We start from the raw sequence: 19,389 nt of genomic DNA, 5'->3' as shown, positions 1-19,389 counted from the left end.
TCCCGGTGACTTCTTTGCTTCCTTTGACCTACGGTCTTCCTCGCGCTGCCTCGGCATAGCCCGCAAGCGGTCTCTGCTCTCGGTACGCTGCTCGGTTCTTGGTCACCCAAGAAAGGAAGGGCCTCCGCGGCATGAGCGGTGAAGTGAAAAAAAGCGCCCGCCCGACAGGAAAGCCTGAGGAATCACGCGGAAATAACAGAGATACGAAAAATTCCGGGAAACACACATTCCGTGAGCCCCCTACCCGAAGAAAAATCACCCGACAACCAAACAGAAAACACCTCACCGATCCAGCGCCACACCCCCGTCCGTCGACTGACGTACCGTCCCCGCCGCCAGCAAACGCCGCAGCATCGTCAGCACCATCATCGGCCGCCCCGGCACCTGCGCCATCAAAGCCCGCAGCGTGATCGAACACCCCCTCGGCACCCCGGAAAGCACCCGCAGAATCTCCGTTTCGATCCCCGCAAACGCATCGCTTTCCCGGAACATATCCTCCCTGCGCCTCGACAGACAAATATCGCACACCCCGCACGGCTCCGGCCCCTCCTCGTCGAAATACTCCCGCAACAATACACTGCGGCACTGCGACCCATTCTCCGCATACTCCACCATCGCCGACGCCCGCAGCTCCTCCATCTCCCTGCGCCGGTGATACGTCGCCGGCGCGATCGTCACATCCTCCGTCGGCAGCCTCTCCCCATGCAAGATCAGCAGCGGCGAACTGCGCCGCGGAATATAACGAATCACCCGCATCACCGACAGCTGGTACAGCAACTCCTTGACCTTCTGCTCCGTATAGCCCGACATCCGCGCGATATACTTCTCATCCACCGCCACAAACTCCGAGAACAGCCCCGTATAGAGCCGCAGTACGATCCGCAGGAAACTGTCCAGCTCCGTGCGATCCACCTGCAACTTGTACAATTCCTCGCGCGACATCCGGAACATGATCCGCGTGGGATTGTCCAGCACATCCGTCAGCGTCATGTAGCCGTTCAGCTCCAGCAATTTGATCGAGTTGAACACCGTGAGCGGAAACAGCTTGAACCTCGCCGCAAACGCCTGCATGTCGAAATCGAAAACAGCCTCCTTTCCTCCCCCCACCGGCACTTGCAGGTGGTTGAAGATCGCCTCGTACACCTTCCGTATGGTATCCAGCGGCGGATACGACGTTTCGATCCGCCGCCGGGCCGCCAGCGAGTCCATCCCATTGTACAGCAGCACCGCATAGGCCGGCAATCCATCGCGCCCCGCCCGTCCCGCCTCCTGGTAGTAAGCCTCCAGCGAAGCCGGCATCCGGTCGTGGATCACGAACCGCACATCCGCCTTGTCGATCCCCATGCCGAACGCATTGGTGGCCACGATCACCCGCACCTCGCCCCGCAGCCACGCCTCCTGCCTCACCGCCCGCATCCGGAACCCCAGCCCCGCATGGTAAAAATCCGCCGACACCCCTTCCTGAAGGAGTTGCGCCGCGATCTCCTCCGCCGCCTTGCGCGTGCGGGCATAGACGATCCCGCTCCCCTCGACTCCGCGAATGACACGGAGCATCTGCTCCATCTTGTTCTCCCCCTGCCGCACCACGAAACGGATATTCGGCCGCGCAAACGAGCCCCGGAAAACCTTCGGCTCCTCCAGCTTCAAATGCAGCTTGATATCCTCCAGCACCAACGACGTCGCCGTGGCCGTCACCGCCAGGAACGGCACCCCCGGCAGCCACTCCCGCAGCCGCGAAATCTTGAGGTAAGCCGGGCGGAAATCGTACCCCCACTCCGAGATACAGTGCGCCTCGTCCACCGCCACGAGCGACACCGCCATCTTCTTCACCCGCATGTGGAAAATGCGCGTGTCGATCCGTTCCGGAGCGATATAAAGCAGCTTTACATCCCCATAGACACAGTTATCCAGTGCAATGTCGATCTCCTTGGCCGACATCGCCGAATGAATCGCCACGGCATGAATCCCGCGCCGCCGCAAGGCATCCACCTGGTCTTTCATCAAAGCGATGAGCGGCGTGATGACGATCGCCACCCCCGGCAACGCCAGCGCCGGCACCTGGTACGTCAGCGACTTCCCGCCCCCGGTCGGCAGCAGCGCCACCGTGTCGCATCCCGCCAGCACCGACGCGATGATCTCCCGCTGCAAAGGCCGGAACTCCTTGTAGCCCCAGTACTTTTCGAGTATCTTCCGAATATCCGCCATCGTTTTATTCTTCCGGCAATACAAAAGCATATTTTCCCCGCTTCTGCACGCCCTTATCATAAACCACCCACTGAGACTCAGTTCCTACATACGAACCGACAAAGTATCTCCAAGATTAAGCTTCTCGTCCGGCACCTGAGCAACCCCGCAAGTATCAGTCACGGCCACCGCCCGACCGTTCACATAGACATAAGCGTACCACAACGCCTCACCGGCATCACTATGAACGGTCAGTTTCAACGGAGCAGCCTGAGCCGTACCCCATAAGCTTGCAAAAACTAAAAAATTCAGCAACTTTTTCATCATCAAAAGACTACCAAACGCTTTTCCCTGATTTGTAAGTTAATTGAGGATTAAGCAATTCTAAATCCACCATCGTCCCGTTTGAATACACGATTTGCTGCCTGATCGAGTCGTAAAGGGCGCAAGTAATCCGTATATATTCACCGGGCCCTTTCCCTCGTTTATCAAAAGTGCGTAGGTATTTCCCTTGATTATCAAAGAATAACAGCGTCCCTGCCTTGCTGTCTATGGCCATGATCATACTGTCTATGAAAAACAGTCTAGAGATTTGTCCAACCATGCACCGTTCGGTTGTCTCCAATCTGATGAATTGGATGGAGTCGACGAAACTCGAGATTTTCAGTTCTGGTTCGGAGATCGCATCCAAGTCGATCCGGAGCGTTTTGCAGGCCATTCCACCGGAAGCATCCGATGCTTTTTCCCCACAGGAAATCATCCCGGAAATCAATAAAAGCAATAAAAAAAACCTCATAATAATTTATTTTTCCAAAAATAAATATTAAAAACGAGAATACAAAATCTACACATTAAGCAAATTAATGTTACCTTTGCAACTGACGCCCGAAAAGGGCCGTTTTATTAAGCCTCACACACCATGCCGCGCATTATCTCCCCATCATTTCTTTCCGCTGACTTCCTGCACCTCGGCGCTGCCGCCGACAGCGTGAACAGCAGCCGGGCCGAATGGTTCCACTTGGACGTGATGGACGGAGTGTTCGTGCCGAATATCAGTTTCGGACTGCCGGTAGTGAAAGCCCTGCGCCGCGCCACGGACAAAATCCTCGACGTACACTTGATGATCGTGCAGCCGGAACGGTATGTGGCCGACTTCCGGGCTGCCGGGGCGGATTACCTGACCGTGCATGTCGAGGCCTCCACACACCTGCACCGAACCATCGAAGCCATCCATGATGCCGGGATGCGGGCGGGGATCGCATTAAATCCGGGCACACCGGTCTGCTCCATGGAAGAGGTGGCGGCCATGGTCGATATGGTGCTCATTATGAGCGTCGATCCGGGATTCGGCGGACAACGGTTCATCGCCTCGTCGCTGGACAAGATCAGCCGCACCAAAGACCTGCTGCTGCGCAAAGGCAGTTCCGCCTTGATCCAGGTGGACGGAGGGGTCAATGCGGAGAACGCCGCACAGCTTTTCGCTGCGGGAGCGGATGTCTTGGTGGCGGGGAACGCCGTGTTCGGGGCGGCGGATTCCGTGGCAGCCATTCAGCAGCTTATCGAAGCATAAGTATAATTTTCATTTGTGTGCCTGTTCTTTGATTACAGCAGGGTACTTGTTCCCTTTTCTGAAGAAAAGGGACAGTTCCTACAGTAGAAATTAGACCTTATATGTTATCCGTAGATAATCTGACCGTTTCGTTCGGCGGAACCGATCTGTTCCGCGACGTTTCATTTCTCATCAACGCCAAGGAGCGCATCGGGCTGGTGGGCAAGAACGGAGCGGGAAAATCGACCATACTGAAGATCATCGCCGGGCTGCAAACGCCCACCGGCGGGAGCGTGTCGAAGACCGACGACTGCACCATCGGCTACCTGCCGCAGCAGATGCGCGTGGCCGACGACACCGACTTGGTGACCGAGTGCGGGAAAGCTTTCGGCGAAATCATCGCGCTCGAAAAAGAGATCGCTTATTGCACAGCCGAAATTTCGGCCCGCACCGACTACGAATCGGCAGAGTACGAGAAACTGCTCCACCGGCTGCACGATGCCACCGAGCGGTACCACCTGTTGGACGGCGACAACCGCGATGCCGAAGTCGAAAAAACCTTGCTCGGGCTGGGGTTCAAACGCGAAGAGTTCAACCGGCCCACCTCGACCTTTTCGGGCGGGTGGCGGATGCGGATCGAGCTGGCCAAACTGCTTTTGAAACGCCCTACCCTATTCCTGCTCGACGAACCGACCAATCACCTCGACATCGAAAGCATCCAGTGGTTAGAGGCCTATTTGCAGAACTACAGCGGGGCGGTGATCCTCATTTCGCACGACCGGGCTTTCTTGGACAACGTCACGAACCGGACGATCGAGCTTTCGTGCGGGCGGGCGACGGACTACAAGGTGCCGTACAGCAAATACGTGGAGTTACGCGCCGAGCGGCGGCAGCAGCAGATCGCAGCCTACGAAAACCAGCAACGGATGATCGAAAAGACCGAGGAGTTTATCGAACGGTTCCGGTATAAGCCCACCAAGTCGAACCAGGTGCAGTCGAGGATCAAGCAGCTCGAGAAGCTCGACCGGTTGGAGATCGAAGAAGAGGATACCGCGACGCTGAATATCCGGTTTCCGGCGGCACCGCGGTCGGGACAGGTGGTGATCGAAGCGAAAGAGGCGGGAATGACCTTTCCGGCCAAAGACGATAAGGCGGAGAAACATGTCTTTTCGGGGGCCAACATCATGGTGGAACGGGGCGAGAAAGTGGCGCTCGTGGGGCGGAACGGCGAAGGGAAGACCACCTTTGTGCGGATGACGCTCGGCGAACTGACGCCGACCGAGGGGGCTATCCGCGTGGGACATAACGTGCACATCGGGTACTTCGCCCAGAACCAGGACGACCTGATGGACGGCGAATTTACGGTCTTCGACACGCTGGACCGCGTGGCCGTGGGCGAGATCCGGACACGGCTCAGGGATATATTGGGAGCGTTCCTGTTCCGCGGCGAGGAGATCGACAAGAAAGTCAAGGTTTTGTCGGGAGGGGAGCGGTCGCGGTTGGCGATGGCGCGTCTGATGCTCGAACCCTACAACCTGCTGATCCTCGACGAACCGACCAACCACATGGACATGCGGTCGAAAGATATACTGAAACGGGCATTGATGGCTTACGACGGAACCGTATTAGTGATCTCGCACGACCGCGAGTTCTTAGACGGGCTGGTGAGCAAAGTTTACGAATTTCGCGACGGACGGGTCAAGGAGTATTTGGGCGGGATTTACGATTTTCTGCGGGCAAGGCGGATCGAGAACATGAGCGAGATCGAACGCAGCGCCTCCACCACCGCACCTGCCAAACCGGCGGCCCGGAAAGAGCCGTCGCAGCAGACTGCGGCGCAAAAAAAAACGGAACTCTCGTATGCGGAAAAAAAGGAGCGGGATCGGCAGGTGACACGGCTGCGGAACGCCGTTTCGCGCTTAGAGACCGAGATCGCGGAATTGGAACAGCAGACCTCGGCGTTGGAGGCGCAACTGATGGATCCGGCGCAGTACACGATGGCCCTGTTTGAAGAATACAATCAATTGAAAACCAAGCTGGACGACCGGATGCGGGAGTGGGCCGAAACGACTGAAAAATTGGAAAAGTATGGCATTCAATAACGACAACCCCTCGACGAAACGGAATTTTTACCGGCGGCCGTCGGACGCGGAGCCGCGGAATGATTCCCGGCCGAATCGGCGCCCCGAACGACCGAATACCGATAAGCGCGAAAAGGCGGCCCCGGAGAACATTATTTTCGGGATTCATCCCGTGCGCGAAGCGATCGAGGCAGGGACGGAGATCGAAAAAATTTACTTCCGGAAGACGGCGGGCGAGACCCTGTCGCTGACGGAACGGAATAACATCGGCGCGGCGAACGCCTTGCGCGAAATTGCAGAAGAAGCCGGGATTCGGATTCAGGAAGTGCCGGTCGAACGGCTCGAACGGCTGACCCGGAACGGGAATCATCAGGGGGTGGCGGCGGTGGTCGCGGCGATTGCCTATAAGGACATTAACGAACTGGCTGAGGAGGTAGAGGCGCAGATCGCAGCGGGCGAAGCGCCGATCGTCGTGGCGATGGACTCCGTGACCGACATCCGCAACTTCGGCGCGATCGCACGGAGTGCGGAATGTGCGGGGGTGACGGCATTGATTATGCCGGCCAAGAACTCCGCGCCGGTCAATGCCGAAGCCATCAAAAGCTCGGCAGGGGCATTGACATTGATTCCGGTCTGCCGGGCAGGTTCGCTCAAGGGGGCTGTCACCCTGCTGAAAAACATCGGCATGCAATGCGTGGCGGCGACCGAGAAAAGCGATACGCTGATTTACGAAACCGATCTGACGGGGCCGACCGTGATCGTCATGGGGGCCGAAGACCGCGGAATCTCGCGCGATCTGCTGCGGCTGTGCGACATCCAGGCAGGGATTCCGCTCGCGGGGCGGATCGAATCGCTGAACGTCAGTGCGGCAGCGGCCGTCATTCTGTTTGAAGCGCGCCGGCAGCGGTTTGAACAGAACTGATCCCGACCTTCACCGATGCCGGGAAGCCCGCACCCGCTCGCAGCAACCGCCTATAAAAAAGGAAAGCTATAGCTACAAAGCCGAAAAAAGTCCTATATTTGCGTGTTGCAAGGCCTTTATACCCTGCACGGGGAGTGTTTCCCCGCTCCGATTTTCGGACAGGGGGAGATGGGTCGACTATTCCATGATACAGAACGACAACCACATATCTTCCGCGACGACCTTTACCAACCTGCCGCGGCACGTCGCCGTGATTATGGACGGCAACGGCCGGTGGGCGAAAGGACAGGGCGAGGAACGGCTCTACGGACATCGGCACGGCGTGGATGCGGTGCGCGAGGTCGTCCGCACCGCGGCGGAAGTGGGGATCGAATACCTCACGATCTACGCTTTCTCCACCGAAAACTGGGGGCGGCCGGCGGCGGAAGTGGACGGCATTATGTCGTTGATCGCGAACGCGATACTCTCCGAACTCGACACCTTGACGGGGGCAGGGATACGGATGAGATTCATCGGCGACACCGGCTCGCTGCCGGAAAAACTCCGCCACAGCATCCGGATAGCCGAAGCGGTGGAAATACCGGCAGACAAACTGCGGATGACGCTGAACGTGGCCCTCAACTACAGCGCACGGTGGGAGATCACCGAAGCCGTGAAACAGATCGGCGGCTCGATCCAGCAAGGAAGGCTGCAACCCGGGGAAATCACCCCTGAACTCATATCGGAGCACCTGGCCACCCGAGGAATGCCCGACCCGGAACTGCTCATCCGCACCAGCGGCGAACAGCGCCTGAGCAACTTCCTGCTCTGGCAGCTTTCCTACACCGAACTCTACTTCACCGACACCCTGTGGCCGGAATTCGGCCGGGACGGTCTGTTGGCCGCCCTGCACGAATACGAACGGCGCGAACGGCGCTTCGGACGCCTATAAACCACCCAAACCCACATTCACACAGACTAATGAGGATTGCAAGACGACTGATTTTCGCGACGCTGGTCACCATACTATGGGCCGCCCATCCGGCCCGGGCCCAACAGATAGCCATTCCGGATTCGATCTCCCGCGCCATGGCGACCGTCATGCCGATCTACGATTCGTTGCTCGGCCAGTCGGTGGAAAACGAATTGAACGTCTTGCCGCGCGTGGATTACAATCAAACGCCCAAACCGTACATCGTGGGAGAAGTGAGGGTGCACGGGGCCATTGCCGTAGACCCGCAGATGGTCATCGACAACCTCGGGATCGAGACCGGCGACACCATCACCGTGCCGGGCGACGCCATTACGATCGCCACCCGCAGCCTGCTCGACCGGCGATTCTTCGCCAACATGAAAGTCGGGACTTCGTTTCGGGCGGACACCATCGACCTGGACATTTACCTGCGCGAACGGATACAAGTGCGCGGATGGGACTTCATCGGCATCAAAAGCGGCGAGAAGAAAGAATTGGAGGAAAAACTGCGGCTGCGGCAGAACGCGGAACTCTCCGACTACCTGCTCACCACCTGCATGGACCTGATCCGCAAATACTACGACGAAAAGGCATTCCGCAACGCCAAGATCGACTACACCATCACGCCGGACACCTTGATCAAGACAGCCGTGGTCGTGCATTTCAACATCGACAAAGGCGACAAAGTGCGGATCGGGGAAATCCGATTCGAAGGCAACGACCACCTGCCGGCGAAAAAGCTGGCCCGGTCGATGAAAAAGACCCACAAAGTCAGCATCAACTTCCTGCGCAGCTCCAAATTCAAAGAGAAAGACTTTGAAGAAGACCTGGAAAACGTGCGCAACTATGCACGGTCGCAAGGCTACCGCGACGTGGTGATCGAGGAAGACTCCACCTACGCCATACCGGGAAAACCGAAACGGATGGGCGTATACATCAAGCTCCGCGAAGGCGACAAATACCACTACCGGAACATCACGTGGCTGGGGAATACGCTCTACCCCACTTCGCTGCTGGAACAGACCATCGGCCTGAAATCCGGCGACGTCTACGACAGCGAGACCATGAACTCCCGGCTCAACGGACAAAGTCCGACGGATATGTCCATCGCCAACACCTATAAAGACCAGGGTTACCTGGCCTTTCAGGCCGATCCGGTCGAGACCGTCGTTCCGGGCGACTCGGTCGACGTCGAGATACGCATCATCGAAGGAAGCCAGTTCCGGATCAAAAACGTCACTTTCGACGGTAATACCCGCACCAACGACCACGTGATCCGGCGCGAACTCTCCACTATGCCGGGCGAGCTGTACAGCCAGGCCCTGCTGATGCGGACTTACCAGCGGCTCGCTTCGATGGGACAGTTCGACGCACAGACCCTGCTGCCCAATGTCACCCCGAACATCCAGCAGGAGCTGGTGGACATCAACTACTCGCTCAAGGAAGTGCAGAACGACCAGCTGGAACTCTCCGGAGGCTGGGGAGCCGGCATGTTCATCGCCTCGGTGGGGATCAACTTCACCAACGTCTCGCTTCGCAAATTCTTCGACAAACAAGCATGGCGGCCTTATCCGGCAGGGGACAACCAGACTATCGGACTGAAAGTGCAGACCAACGGGAGCTACTATCGGGCCTTGTCGGTAAACTTTATGGAACCTTGGTTAGGCGGGCGCAAACCGACCTCGCTGTCCGTGTCGTTCTACACCTCGCGCGAAACGAATGCTTATTATCTCGGGCAGAAAGCCACCGCCCACTTCGGAACCATAGGCGGAAGCATCGGCATCGGCAAGCGGCTCAACTGGCCCGACCCTTACTTTACCCTCTCCGTCGGGCTGACCATGCAGAGCTACAACCTCTACAACTGGGACTACTTCATCGTCAAGGACGGCACCTGCAACACGCTGGCATTGAATCTGGGCATTTCGCGCAACTCGGTGGACGACATCATGCAATACCCGACCACCGGATCGAAATTCGACCTTTCGGCGGCGCTGACCCCGCCGTGGTCGGCATTCGACGGCAAGGACTACAGCAAACCCATGACCGACCGCGAACGCTACCACTGGATCGAATACCACAAATGGAAATTCAACGCACAGTGGTTCGTGCCGCTGTCCGCAAACAACAAATTAGTCTTGATGGCCAGGGCGCAGTTCGGCTATCTGGGAAGCTACAACAAAAACAAACCCTCACCGTTTGAAGGCTTCCAGATGGGCGGCGACGGACTGTCGGGATACAGCCTTTACGGGGTCGAGACCATAGGGTTGCGCGGCTACAAGGAAAACGCACTGACCCCGCTGGCGGACTACGGGATTTATGCCCGGATATTCAGCAAATATACCCTCGAAATGCGCTACCCGCTGGTACGGACAGGCGGAACGCTGGTTTACGCACTCGCGTTCGGCGAAGCCGGGAACGCGTTCCAGAGCCTTTCCGAATTCAAACCCTTCAGCCTCAAGCGGTCGGCAGGGATCGGGCTGCGAGTCTACCTGCCTTTCCTGGGCATGCTGGGGATCGACTGGGGCTACGGATTCGACCAGACCTCGGACTCGAACGGCAAAGCCGCCGGCGGAAAATTCAGCTTCTCGCTGGGCCAGACTTTTTAATCTCGAAAAAAAGCACGAGGTTTGCAGAAGCGCGACAAACGGAAAATCAACAACACAACATTCAACACTATGAAAACCTTACAGAAACTGACCTGGGCACTGACAGCCGTTGCAGCATTCCTGTTCCTGGGGAACGGAACGGCGAACGCGCAACAAAAGCTCGGCTACATCAACTCGCAGGAACTGCTCTCCGCCATGCCGGAAACCGACTCGGTGCAGACCAAAGTGGTCAATCTGAGCAAAGAGCTGGAAGAACAATTCACCGCCATGCGGAACGAATATTCGACCAAAGCGCAGGATCTGGCCAATAACCTGAGCACCCTGTCCGAAACCATCCGCAAACAGAAAGAAAAAGACCTCTTCGACCTGCAAACCCGTCTGGAAGAGTTCCAGCAGTCCGCACAGCAGGAGATTCAGAGCAAACAACTGGAATGGATCAAACCCGTCATGGAAAAAGCACAGGGCGCCATTGCCAAAGTCGCCAAAGAACAAGGAATGACCGCCGTATTCGATCTGACAAGTGGAGCGTTGGCCTACTACAACGAAGCGCAGATGGTCAACCTGCTGCCGTTGGTTAAGCAATCGTTGGGAATCAAGTAACTGGCATTCGGAATCATCCGAAACATTCATTCGGTCGCGCCCGGAATTTTCGGACGCGACCTCTTTTTCTTATCTTTGTTCACCGTAACCAAGCAGGCAGACATGGCACCCGACAAACACTCCCCCATCGGCATCATCGACTCCGGCATGGGCGGCATCAGCATCTGGACAGAGATCATCCGGGCCATGCCGCACGAAGATGTCGTCTACTGGGCCGACAGCGCCAACTGCCCCTATGGAGGGCGGACGAAACGGGAGATCGTTTCGCTGGTCGAGGTCGGAGTGGAAACCTTGATGCGGAAAGGAGTCAAGATCATCGTCATCGCCTGCAACACCGCGACCACCGCAGCGATCGGCACACTTAGAGAACAGTGGCCGGAAATGCCTTTCGTCGGATTGGAACCCGCCGTCAAGCCCGCCGCACAATCCACCCGCAGCGGCGTGATCGGCGTGCTGGGCACGGCATATACCGTGAACAGCGAAATGTTCCGGCACACGGCCGAAAAATACGCTTCCCACATACAAGTCATCGCCACCGCCGGAAACGGCCTGGTCGAACAAGTGGAAAACGGCAGGGAAAACGCACCGGAAACGGAAATATTGTTGCGGCGCTACATCGAACCGATGTTAGCAGCGGGAGCAGACAGGCTGGTGCTCGCCTGCACCCATTATCCGCTGCTCGTCGAACCCATTCGGCGCATCATCGGTGATCGGGAGATGGAGATCGTCAATCCCGCTCCGGCCATCGCCCGGCACACCCTCGAACTGCTCCGGGAACGCGGCTTGCTGACCGACCGGACGAAACAAGGAGAACATGATTTTCTGAGCAGCGGAACAGAGCACGACATCCGCCAGCTTCGGACGCGGGCGGAACAATACCGGAACAAACTCAACGAAACGGAAAACAGAGAGCAAAAGTAGAAATGGCAGCGAAACGACAGGTAGACAAACTCGCGGAGCGGGCGGTGCAAGACCGACGGACTTCGCGCGCCTCCGGACAGGAGGCACAGTCCCGTCGTCCCGTTTCGCGCCGGCAGACCGCAGCCACGGCAGCAGAAGCCAAACGACCGGACAGACTGCGTACCGAACGCGTGCAGCGGGTCGCCAGCCGGCAGCCGGCCGTACCGGTACACCCGGCAGGCAACCGTCGTTCCACTCCCCCTGCCCAACAACCCAAACGGAGACAACGCCCCGCCCCGAAAAACTACAGCACCCCTCCCGCTCCCGAAGAAGAAAGTACCACCGACCGCTATATCTGGCTCAGCCTGATCCTGCTTTTTCTGTCGGGATACTTGGCCGTATCGGTCATTTCCTATCTGATTTACTGGGATGTAGATCAAAATATCGCCACCTGGGGCAACCTCTTTACCAACGTGCGGCAGGACGCCATGAACTGGGGCGGCCGCATCGGAGCGATAGCCTCCCAAAGCATCATAGGCCGCTGGTTCGGCATCTTCGGCGAACTCTTGCCCCTCGTCGTCTTCTTCATCGCCATCAAGCTGCTCCGGATCAAATCGCTGCGGCTGAGACGGGCGATCCGTTCGACGATTCTGCTGATGATCGTGGGTTCGATCGCCGCGGGACACTTCTGGGGCGCCGACCCGCAAGTTTTCGGGAGCGGCTGGGGAGGCGTCCACGGCGTATTCGTCGCCCGATGGTTAGACGCCATGATCGGCTACGAAGGAACCACCCTGCTGATTATCGCCGCCTTCTGCGGCACCTTATACTACGCCAACGGGCTGCTGATCCGCAGCTGGGGGGCCAAGCTGAGAGCCTATAACAGCCGCAAACGGGAAGAACGCCGTATCCGGCAGGAAACAGAACGCCTCCGGGCTAAGGAAAATATCCTCCGGATGCAGGAGGCCATGGAAAAGCAACGCCAGGAACTGGCCATGCGGCAGGCGGCACAGCCGATCATGCCGGAACCGCAGCCCGGTTTTTCAGCCGTCGACACCGCCGCCCCCCTACCCGATCGAACAACGGAGGCGATAACACCGGTATTTCAGCCCGATCCGGTTCCTCAGGTCTCGGAAGCGCCCGTCTCACCGCCTGTTCCGGCGATGCAGGAGCCCATGCTTTGCCCGCCGGCAGACCGGGCCAGACTGGTACAGAACTACGACGGTTCATGGGGCTACCTGATCGGATACGACGAATGGAACCAGCCGATCATCTACTCGTTCGACCGGGAAAGCTACCTGTACCGCAACGGCTACCCTGTCGCGGCTGCCGCTCCGAATCCCGTGCCGGAAACGACGCCCATAGAAGAGGAGGTGAATTTCACACTGGAAACCAGGCCGTTACAACAAGAACAGGCGCAGGAGACCGTTCCTTATTCCGAGACAGAGCCTCAGTCCGTTCCGTTGCGCTCCGCCATAGAGCCCGCAGTTCAGGCATTCGCGCCGCAGGAAGACGATCCCGGTTTTATCGTCGAACAACCGGAGGAAGAACAAGTCGATGACGAAGTGATCAACAACAGCGATCTGTACGACCCGACACTCGAACTCTCGCACTACCGCAAGCCGCCGGTCGAACTCTTGGACGACCACACCAAGCGGGTTATCGTGACGGACGAAGAGCTGGTCGAAAACAAGAACCGGATCGTGACCACGCTCGAGAATTTCGGCATCCGGATCGACACCATCGAAGCAACCATCGGGCCGACCGTCACGCTGTACGAGATCGTCCCCGCGCCGGGCGTCCGGATCAGCAAAATCAAGAACTTAGAGGACGACATCGCCTTGAGCCTCGCCGCTTTGGGAATCCGTATCATTGCGCCGATACCGGGCAAGGGAACCGTCGGGATCGAAGTGCCGAACAAGGACAAGGAGGTGGTCTCGATGTACTCGGTCATCAAATCGCCGCGATTCCACGACTCGAAAGCCGACCTGCCGGTGGCGCTCGGGAAGACCATACAGAACGAAACTTTCGTGTTCGACCTGGCGAAAATGCCGCACCTGTTAGTGGCCGGGGATACGGGACAGGGAAAATCGGTGGGGCTGAACGCGATCATCACCTCGCTCTTGTATAAGAAACACCCGGCAGAGTTGAAATTCATCCTGGTCGATCCGAAAAAGGTCGAACTGACCTTGTATGCCAAGCTCGAAAAGCACTTCCTGGCCAAGATGCCGACCGAAGAGGAGGCGATCATTACCGACACACAGAAAGTGATCTACACCCTCAATTCCCTGTGTATCGAGATGGACGCCCGGTACGACCTGCTCAAGGCGGCCAAAGTGCGGAACATCAAGGAATACAACGAAAAATTCATCAACCGGCGGCTCAATCCGGAGAAAGGACATCGGTACCTACCCTACTTCGTGGTTATTGTGGACGAGTTCGCCGACCTGATCATGACCGCCGGACGGGAGATCGAGACACCGATCGCCCGGATCGCGCAATTGGCGCGGGCGGTGGGGATACACCTCATTATCGCCACGCAGCGACCCACGACCAACATCATTACCGGGGTCATCAAGGCAAACTTTCCGGCCCGGATCGCGTTCCGGGTGACCAGCATGATCGACTCGCGAACCATTCTCGACCAACCGGGAGCCAACCAGCTGGTGGGGCGCGGAGACATGCTCATCTCCACCGGGAGCGAGATCACCCGCGTGCAGTGCGCCTTCATCGACACGCCGGAGGTGGAACGGATCACCGACCATATCGAACATCAGCAAGGCTATCCGTCGGCATACGAACTGCCGGAATATACGCCGGAGGGCGAGGAATCCTCTTCGGCTTCGGGAGGCGACATGCTGACCAAGCGGGATTCGCTGTTCGAGGAAGTGGCGCGGTATGTGGTGGCCAATCAACAAGGGTCGGCATCGACCATCCAACGGAAATTCTCGATCGGCTTCAACCGCGCCGGGCGGTTGATCGACCAGTTAGAAGCGGCCGGCATCGTGGGGAAAAGCGAGGGAGGGGGAAAACCGAGGCAGGTGCTGGTCAATGACCCGATGTCGCTCGAAACGATACTCGACACGCTTAGTTAAACCCTCGATTTATGAAAAAGCTGCTCCTTACAGGCCTATTGAGTTTCATAGCAGGACAGGCTGCGGCCGACGGGCATTCAGAGGCCTTGCTCGGCAAACTGCGCGAAAAAGTGCGTTCTTTCACCAGTTACAAACTCGATTTCACGGCAGCCGTGGAAGGAGACGGGACTGTCGAAGGGAACCTCGTGGTCAGCGGCCGCCGCTTCGCGGCCAAAGTTCGCGGACAGGAACTTTACTACGACGGAAAGACGCTGTGGAACTACATTCCGGGACAGCGCGAGGTGACCATCGAGCGGCTCGACCCGAACAACCCGAGCGTGCTTTCCAATCCGCCGAAACTGATGAACATCGACCCGCAAGACTACAACCACCGGTCGCTGCCCTCTCATACGACGGCCAAAGGCAAAGTTCTGCAAGTCGTGGAGCTGACCCCCAAGGTTGCGACACCGGATTACACTTCCATGACTTTATACATCGACCCGGCCACTTCCCTGCCGGAACGTATCTCGATCGTGACCCCCTCTTCGGAGCAGCCCGTAGAGCTTCATGTAGGCAATATCCGGACGGGGGTTCCCGTCACCGAAAGCACATTCCGGTTCGATGCCGCCGCCCATCCGGGCACCGAGGTGATCGACTTCCGGTAAAAAAACACAGCGATTCCCCTATATGGAATGAAGCGGGACGTGGAGGCGATCCGCCAAAAGCGGAGGGGAATCAGTGTAAGCCGATTCCCCTCCTGTCATTTCGGAAAGCCGAAACCTGCGGCGTCGTCCCTGTCGATCGGCATAAAGAGAGGCTGCCTCCCCGCAAAGGGAAGGCAGCCTCCTGACCCGATAACGGAACCGTCCGGTTATTTCTGAATCATATCCGACGGATCGCGCATCACCATACTCTTGGCCACACGCAGTTTCACCCCGTTGTCCACTTCGATCAGCACGCTTTCGTCGTTCACCTCCTTGACCGTACCGTAAATACCGCCCGCAGTGATGACCTTAGTGCCGTTCTCCAGCGAGCTGCGGAACTTGTTGAGCTCTTTCTGGCGTTTCTGCTGGGGCCGGATCATGAAGAAGTACATCACCACGAAGATCAGCACCATCATAATGATGAACGAGTACCCTCCCCCCTGTTGAGCAGAAGCGGTGTCCTGAAGAAGAATTGTGTTGAGTGTCATGAATTTCTGTTTTTATTTAGTTGATTTTGTTGTTTTCCCCGTACATATAACGGAAATCGAGACCGTTTAGTGCAAACTCGTGAAAAATCCGCTGCCTTTCCCGAAAGTAAATACCCTCAGTTTTGCCCCGGCATATACACCTCTCCGTCCAGATAAACCGTCGCGCACTGCCGTTCTGCCGTAATGATCTCGATCGACTTGAACTGCTGGCCGTAGCGTCCCCGGCTGTCGAACCGCCACTTGAACGTAACGGTATCTCCCGCCGCTATCGGCGCCGGGTCGTAATCCGCCGTCGTACAGCCGCACCCCGTAATCACCTGGATAATCACCAGCGGTTTATCCGAAACATTCGCCACCCGGAACCTACCCTCCACCACATCCCCCTCCGCGATCCTGCCCATAGGAATGGTATCATAAGAGCGCGCGGAGACAAAATCCCCCGTCGGATTCCAATTCGCGCTGTCCGGCAGCGGCAAAGCCACCGTCAGCAAATCCGCCTCTGCAGCATCCCCGCCCGAGACCGCCGGAGACCCGCCGCAAGCCACCGCTCCGCAGCAAACGGAACATGCGAAAAATATGCCAAGAATCCCTCTACGCATGGGTCGATTTTTTTTCTTTTGAAACCGTCGTGTCGATCAGTCCCCGCCCGCTTTTGGCGATTCTCCCCTCCTCGGTCAAGCTCACGACCACTTTATCCAATATCCCGTTCACGAAAACGCTGCTGCCCGGTGTCGAATAGTATTTCGAGATTTCGATGAATTCATCCAAGGTCACTTTCACCGGAATGGACGGAAACTGAATCAGTTCCGTGATAGCCGCCAGCATAATGAGTTTGTCCATGAACGCAATCCGGTCGAAATCCCAGTTTTTGGTAAACCGGTCGATATAGCCAAAATACTCCTCGTGGTTTACCAGCGCTTTCCGGAACAAGGTCTCTACATATTCCTTGTCGTCGTCGTTCTTGTACATCGGCATCACACTGAGATCCGCCGAATTTTCGTTCAGGAAGCCGATCGTACGGATCGCCAGCCCTACGCAATACGAAATATCATCGACCCAGAACATCGACATCTCTTCCACCGCCTCCTCGAAATAGTCGTTATCTTCGATATGGGTCGAGAGGAAATCGGTCACGAACCGCCGGTCCGCTGCAAAGGCTTCCCGTTCGTTCTTCGCCTCCGGGGCTTCCATATACCGTTTATAATAAGGGGCCGCGCTCATATCCTGATAGAGCCGTTTGATAAGCGCCTCCTGCCCTTTCCAGCTCACCCGGCAGCGGGTCATGGCATCGGCAAGCGCGGCGCTCGCCTCGATTTTGGCCACCACGCGGTTGTCTACGAACCGCCGGTTCGGATTCAGGTCTTCTTCGGTCGGCATCAGCTTGGCCTGTCCGATGGCGATGCGTTCGCGCCCCACCTCGGCGACTTCGCCAATCAGCGCGATCATCATCAGGTAAAGTTCATAGCTTTTCCTGATGCTGGTGTCAAGCTCTTTTTCGGAGCGACTGAGCGATTCCTCGCCGGATTGGAAATAACTGTAGAGCGATTTGACGGTCTTGATACGAAGCAGTCGGCGGCTAAGCATGTAAACAACGGTATATAAGGGTAATGTGCGGTAAACGGGTTTCCCGGCGGACGCGGTCTCCGCCCGGGGAGACAGAACAATGTGGTGACAGGCTAATATTCGTCTTCGTTAAAGAAGAAATCGTCCTTGCTCGGATAGTCCGGCCAAATATCTTCGATACTTTCGTATATCTCGCCCTCGTCTTCGATCTCCTGCAGGTTTTCGATCACCTCCAGCGGAGCGCCCGAACGGATGGCATAGTCGATCAGCTCGTCTTTCGTAGCGGGCCAAGGCGCATCTTCGAGTTTGGATGCCAGTTCAAGTGTCCAGTACATAGGTTTGTCGTGTTTTGTTAACTCTCGCTATTCGGGCAAAAAGAATCGGCTTTTTGCTCCGGAATCCGCAAAAATAACATTTTTTCGTGATACGGCCTGTTCCGTCAATTATTTTTTCGGTTCCCAGCGCACATCCTCCGCACCGAGGTCGTATCCCAATCTTCGTCCCAAGGCGTAAAAATAGTCGGACAGGCGGTTCAGGTATCCCCGCACTGCATCGGGCACCGCCGGGTAACGCCCCGCCGCGCTCACCACTCTGCGCTCCGCCCGCCGGCATACTGTCCGGCAAACGTGGCAATAGGACAGCTGCGGATTCCCGCACGGCAAAGTGAAATGTCTCAATTCCGGCAGCCCTTGCTGCAAAACATCTATATATTCTTCCAACCGTTCGACATCTTCGGGGAACACTTGCGGCAGCTTGGCCGCCGTGGCATCTTCCGCGGCAAGCAGCGACGCGCAGCTCATCAATCGGTCGAGCACTTCTTTTATCTGTCCTTTCTGCATGTCGTGCCGATCGTCCAGCATATCGTGCAGATAGCCGGTATGGGCCATCAGTTCGTCCACCGTCCCGTAAGCCTCGATCCGGAGATCATCCTTGGGTGTACGTGTCCCGCCCACTAACGAGGTGGTTCCTTTATCTCCGGTACGTGTGTAAATTTTCATCCCCTGACAATGATTCTTTCGGTTATCCCCCTCTCTCTCAAGGCGAGGGGAGCCTTTTTCGAGTTCCCGCTCCTGCTGCGGGGGTCTTTATTTTTTGTCGTCTCGAGCCGGCAAGGCTTTTTCTTCGTTGCCCTCATACCGGGCGGGCACTTACTTTTTGGTATGCCCCAAAAAGTAAGCAAAAAACGCATCAAATGGGCCAGCCCCCTTTGCCATCCCCGCAGCGGTGCTCGAAAATCCCGCGTCAGCGGACGGGCCGCAGCCTCCCGCAGCGGAGACCCGGTGCCGCTCGGCACACGAACTGGGCTGTAACTACCTCAATCCGCAGGCTGCACCCCGAAGATGGGTTTTGCCTGCACGCTGGCGAAAATCCGGTTCGCAGAATCGGGCGTTGCTGCTCGGCACCCGAGCCGGGCTGGAACTACCCCAGACTGCCCCGCTGGCGCAGGAACGTACTCGTACTTCGGAGCCGTACTTGTCTCGAGCATCAGTAAAATCCGGTTCCAGAACCGGGCGGGCTGCAGCCGCGCGCTGGCGGAAATCCTGTTCAAAAGCGCAAGCTGCTTTTGAACGATTTCCTACTCCAGCTGTCGCGCGCGGTGTCGGTGCCGCTCGGCACCCGAATCGGAGAGTTTGCACCGCCTTAACCGGAGGGTACTGCCCTTACGCCGGGCGGGCGGTGCCGCTCGGCACACGAGCCGGGCTGGAACTACCCCAGACTGCCCCGCTGGCGCAGGAACGTACTCGTACTTCGGAGCCGTACTTGTCTCG

At 57.4% G+C, this 19,389-nt stretch carries 17 protein-coding genes; 9 read left to right on the top strand and 8 right to left on the bottom strand.

The genetic code is table 11. The features are described 5' to 3' along the window. Window positions 1–282: 282 nt before the first annotated feature. Genes Q0Z93_RS05385 through Q0Z93_RS05375 form a run of 3 tightly spaced genes read right to left on the bottom strand, consistent with a single transcriptional unit; the run spans window position 283 to window position 2,980 of the window. Window positions 283–2,235 (bottom strand): ATP-dependent DNA helicase RecQ, encoded by a 1,953-nt coding sequence (locus Q0Z93_RS05385; RefSeq protein ID WP_298063457.1) that lies wholly within the window; start codon window positions 2,233–2,235, stop codon window positions 283–285. A gap of 54 nt (window positions 2,236–2,289) precedes the next feature. After that, entirely contained in the window at window positions 2,290–2,508 is a 219-nt protein-coding gene (locus Q0Z93_RS05380; RefSeq protein ID WP_298063454.1) for a hypothetical protein, read from the bottom strand. 10 nt (window positions 2,509–2,518) lie between these two features. Further along, window positions 2,519–2,980, bottom strand: coding sequence for a 6-bladed beta-propeller (locus Q0Z93_RS05375; protein WP_298063451.1), 462 nt, complete (start codon window positions 2,978–2,980; stop codon window positions 2,519–2,521). 123 nt (window positions 2,981–3,103) lie between these two features. On the opposite strand from Q0Z93_RS05375, the gene rpe reads away from it, so the two are divergent. From rpe to Q0Z93_RS05330, 9 genes are all read left to right on the top strand, one after another. Next, the gene (rpe, locus tag Q0Z93_RS05370) at window positions 3,104–3,754 is read left to right on the top strand and encodes a ribulose-phosphate 3-epimerase (protein ID WP_298063450.1); all 651 of its coding nucleotides are present in this window, start codon (window positions 3,104–3,106) and stop codon (window positions 3,752–3,754) included. Window positions 3,755–3,855: 101 nt separating this feature from the next. Further along, on the top strand, window positions 3,856–5,835 hold the full coding sequence (locus Q0Z93_RS05365; RefSeq protein WP_298063447.1) for an ABC-F family ATP-binding cassette domain-containing protein: 1,980 nt from the start codon (window positions 3,856–3,858) through the stop codon (window positions 5,833–5,835). Then, window positions 5,822–6,736 (top strand): 23S rRNA (guanosine(2251)-2'-O)-methyltransferase RlmB, encoded by a 915-nt coding sequence (gene rlmB, locus Q0Z93_RS05360; protein ID WP_298063444.1) that lies wholly within the window; start codon window positions 5,822–5,824, stop codon window positions 6,734–6,736. The genes Q0Z93_RS05365 and rlmB overlap by 14 nt, the downstream gene beginning before the upstream one ends. A gap of 184 nt (window positions 6,737–6,920) precedes the next feature. After that, window positions 6,921–7,667 (top strand): isoprenyl transferase, encoded by a 747-nt coding sequence (locus tag Q0Z93_RS05355; protein WP_298063442.1) that lies wholly within the window; start codon window positions 6,921–6,923, stop codon window positions 7,665–7,667. A 29-nt stretch (window positions 7,668–7,696) separates the two neighbouring features. Further along, the gene (locus Q0Z93_RS05350) at window positions 7,697–10,294 is read left to right on the top strand and encodes a POTRA domain-containing protein (RefSeq protein WP_298063439.1); all 2,598 of its coding nucleotides are present in this window, start codon (window positions 7,697–7,699) and stop codon (window positions 10,292–10,294) included. 69 nt (window positions 10,295–10,363) lie between these two features. After that, entirely contained in the window at window positions 10,364–10,894 is a 531-nt protein-coding gene (locus tag Q0Z93_RS05345) for an OmpH family outer membrane protein (protein ID WP_298063436.1), read from the top strand. Window positions 10,895–10,996: 102 nt separating this feature from the next. Continuing rightward, on the top strand, window positions 10,997–11,815 hold the full coding sequence (gene murI, locus Q0Z93_RS05340) for a glutamate racemase (protein WP_298063434.1): 819 nt from the start codon (window positions 10,997–10,999) through the stop codon (window positions 11,813–11,815). Between the two features lie 2 nt (window positions 11,816–11,817). Next, window positions 11,818–14,886 (top strand): DNA translocase FtsK, encoded by a 3,069-nt coding sequence (locus Q0Z93_RS05335; RefSeq protein WP_298063432.1) that lies wholly within the window; start codon window positions 11,818–11,820, stop codon window positions 14,884–14,886. An 11-nt stretch (window positions 14,887–14,897) separates the two neighbouring features. Continuing rightward, complete coding sequence (locus tag Q0Z93_RS05330; RefSeq protein ID WP_298063430.1) at window positions 14,898–15,530, top strand: outer membrane lipoprotein carrier protein LolA; 633 nt, start codon at window positions 14,898–14,900, stop codon at window positions 15,528–15,530. 206 nt (window positions 15,531–15,736) lie between these two features. On the opposite strand, the gene yajC is transcribed toward Q0Z93_RS05330, so the two are convergent. The 5 genes from yajC to Q0Z93_RS05305 all read right to left on the bottom strand — a co-directional run bounded on the left by yajC (window position 15,737) and on the right by Q0Z93_RS05305 (window position 18,618). Beyond that, entirely contained in the window at window positions 15,737–16,057 is a 321-nt protein-coding gene (gene yajC / locus Q0Z93_RS05325) for a preprotein translocase subunit YajC (protein WP_298063427.1), read from the bottom strand. A 116-nt stretch (window positions 16,058–16,173) separates the two neighbouring features. Continuing rightward, window positions 16,174–16,656: a DUF1573 domain-containing protein gene (locus Q0Z93_RS05320; RefSeq protein WP_298063424.1), complete on the bottom strand. Its 483-nt coding sequence runs from the start codon at window positions 16,654–16,656 to the stop codon at window positions 16,174–16,176. Continuing rightward, on the bottom strand, window positions 16,649–17,641 hold the full coding sequence (locus tag Q0Z93_RS05315) for a transcription antitermination protein NusB (protein ID WP_298063421.1): 993 nt from the start codon (window positions 17,639–17,641) through the stop codon (window positions 16,649–16,651). The genes Q0Z93_RS05320 and Q0Z93_RS05315 overlap by 8 nt, the downstream gene beginning before the upstream one ends. A gap of 92 nt (window positions 17,642–17,733) precedes the next feature. Beyond that, on the bottom strand, window positions 17,734–17,955 hold the full coding sequence (locus Q0Z93_RS05310; RefSeq protein ID WP_294593799.1) for a DUF2795 domain-containing protein: 222 nt from the start codon (window positions 17,953–17,955) through the stop codon (window positions 17,734–17,736). Window positions 17,956–18,063: 108 nt separating this feature from the next. Beyond that, on the bottom strand, window positions 18,064–18,618 hold the full coding sequence (locus Q0Z93_RS05305; protein WP_298063417.1) for a cob(I)yrinic acid a,c-diamide adenosyltransferase: 555 nt from the start codon (window positions 18,616–18,618) through the stop codon (window positions 18,064–18,066). Window positions 18,619–19,389 lie beyond the last annotated feature (771 nt).

Source organism: uncultured Rikenella sp., assembly GCF_947628055.1.
In the GTDB taxonomy this organism is placed as follows: Bacteria; Bacteroidota; Bacteroidia; order Bacteroidales; family Rikenellaceae; genus Rikenella.
This window is presented reverse-complemented; position numbering and strand designations above follow the sequence as displayed.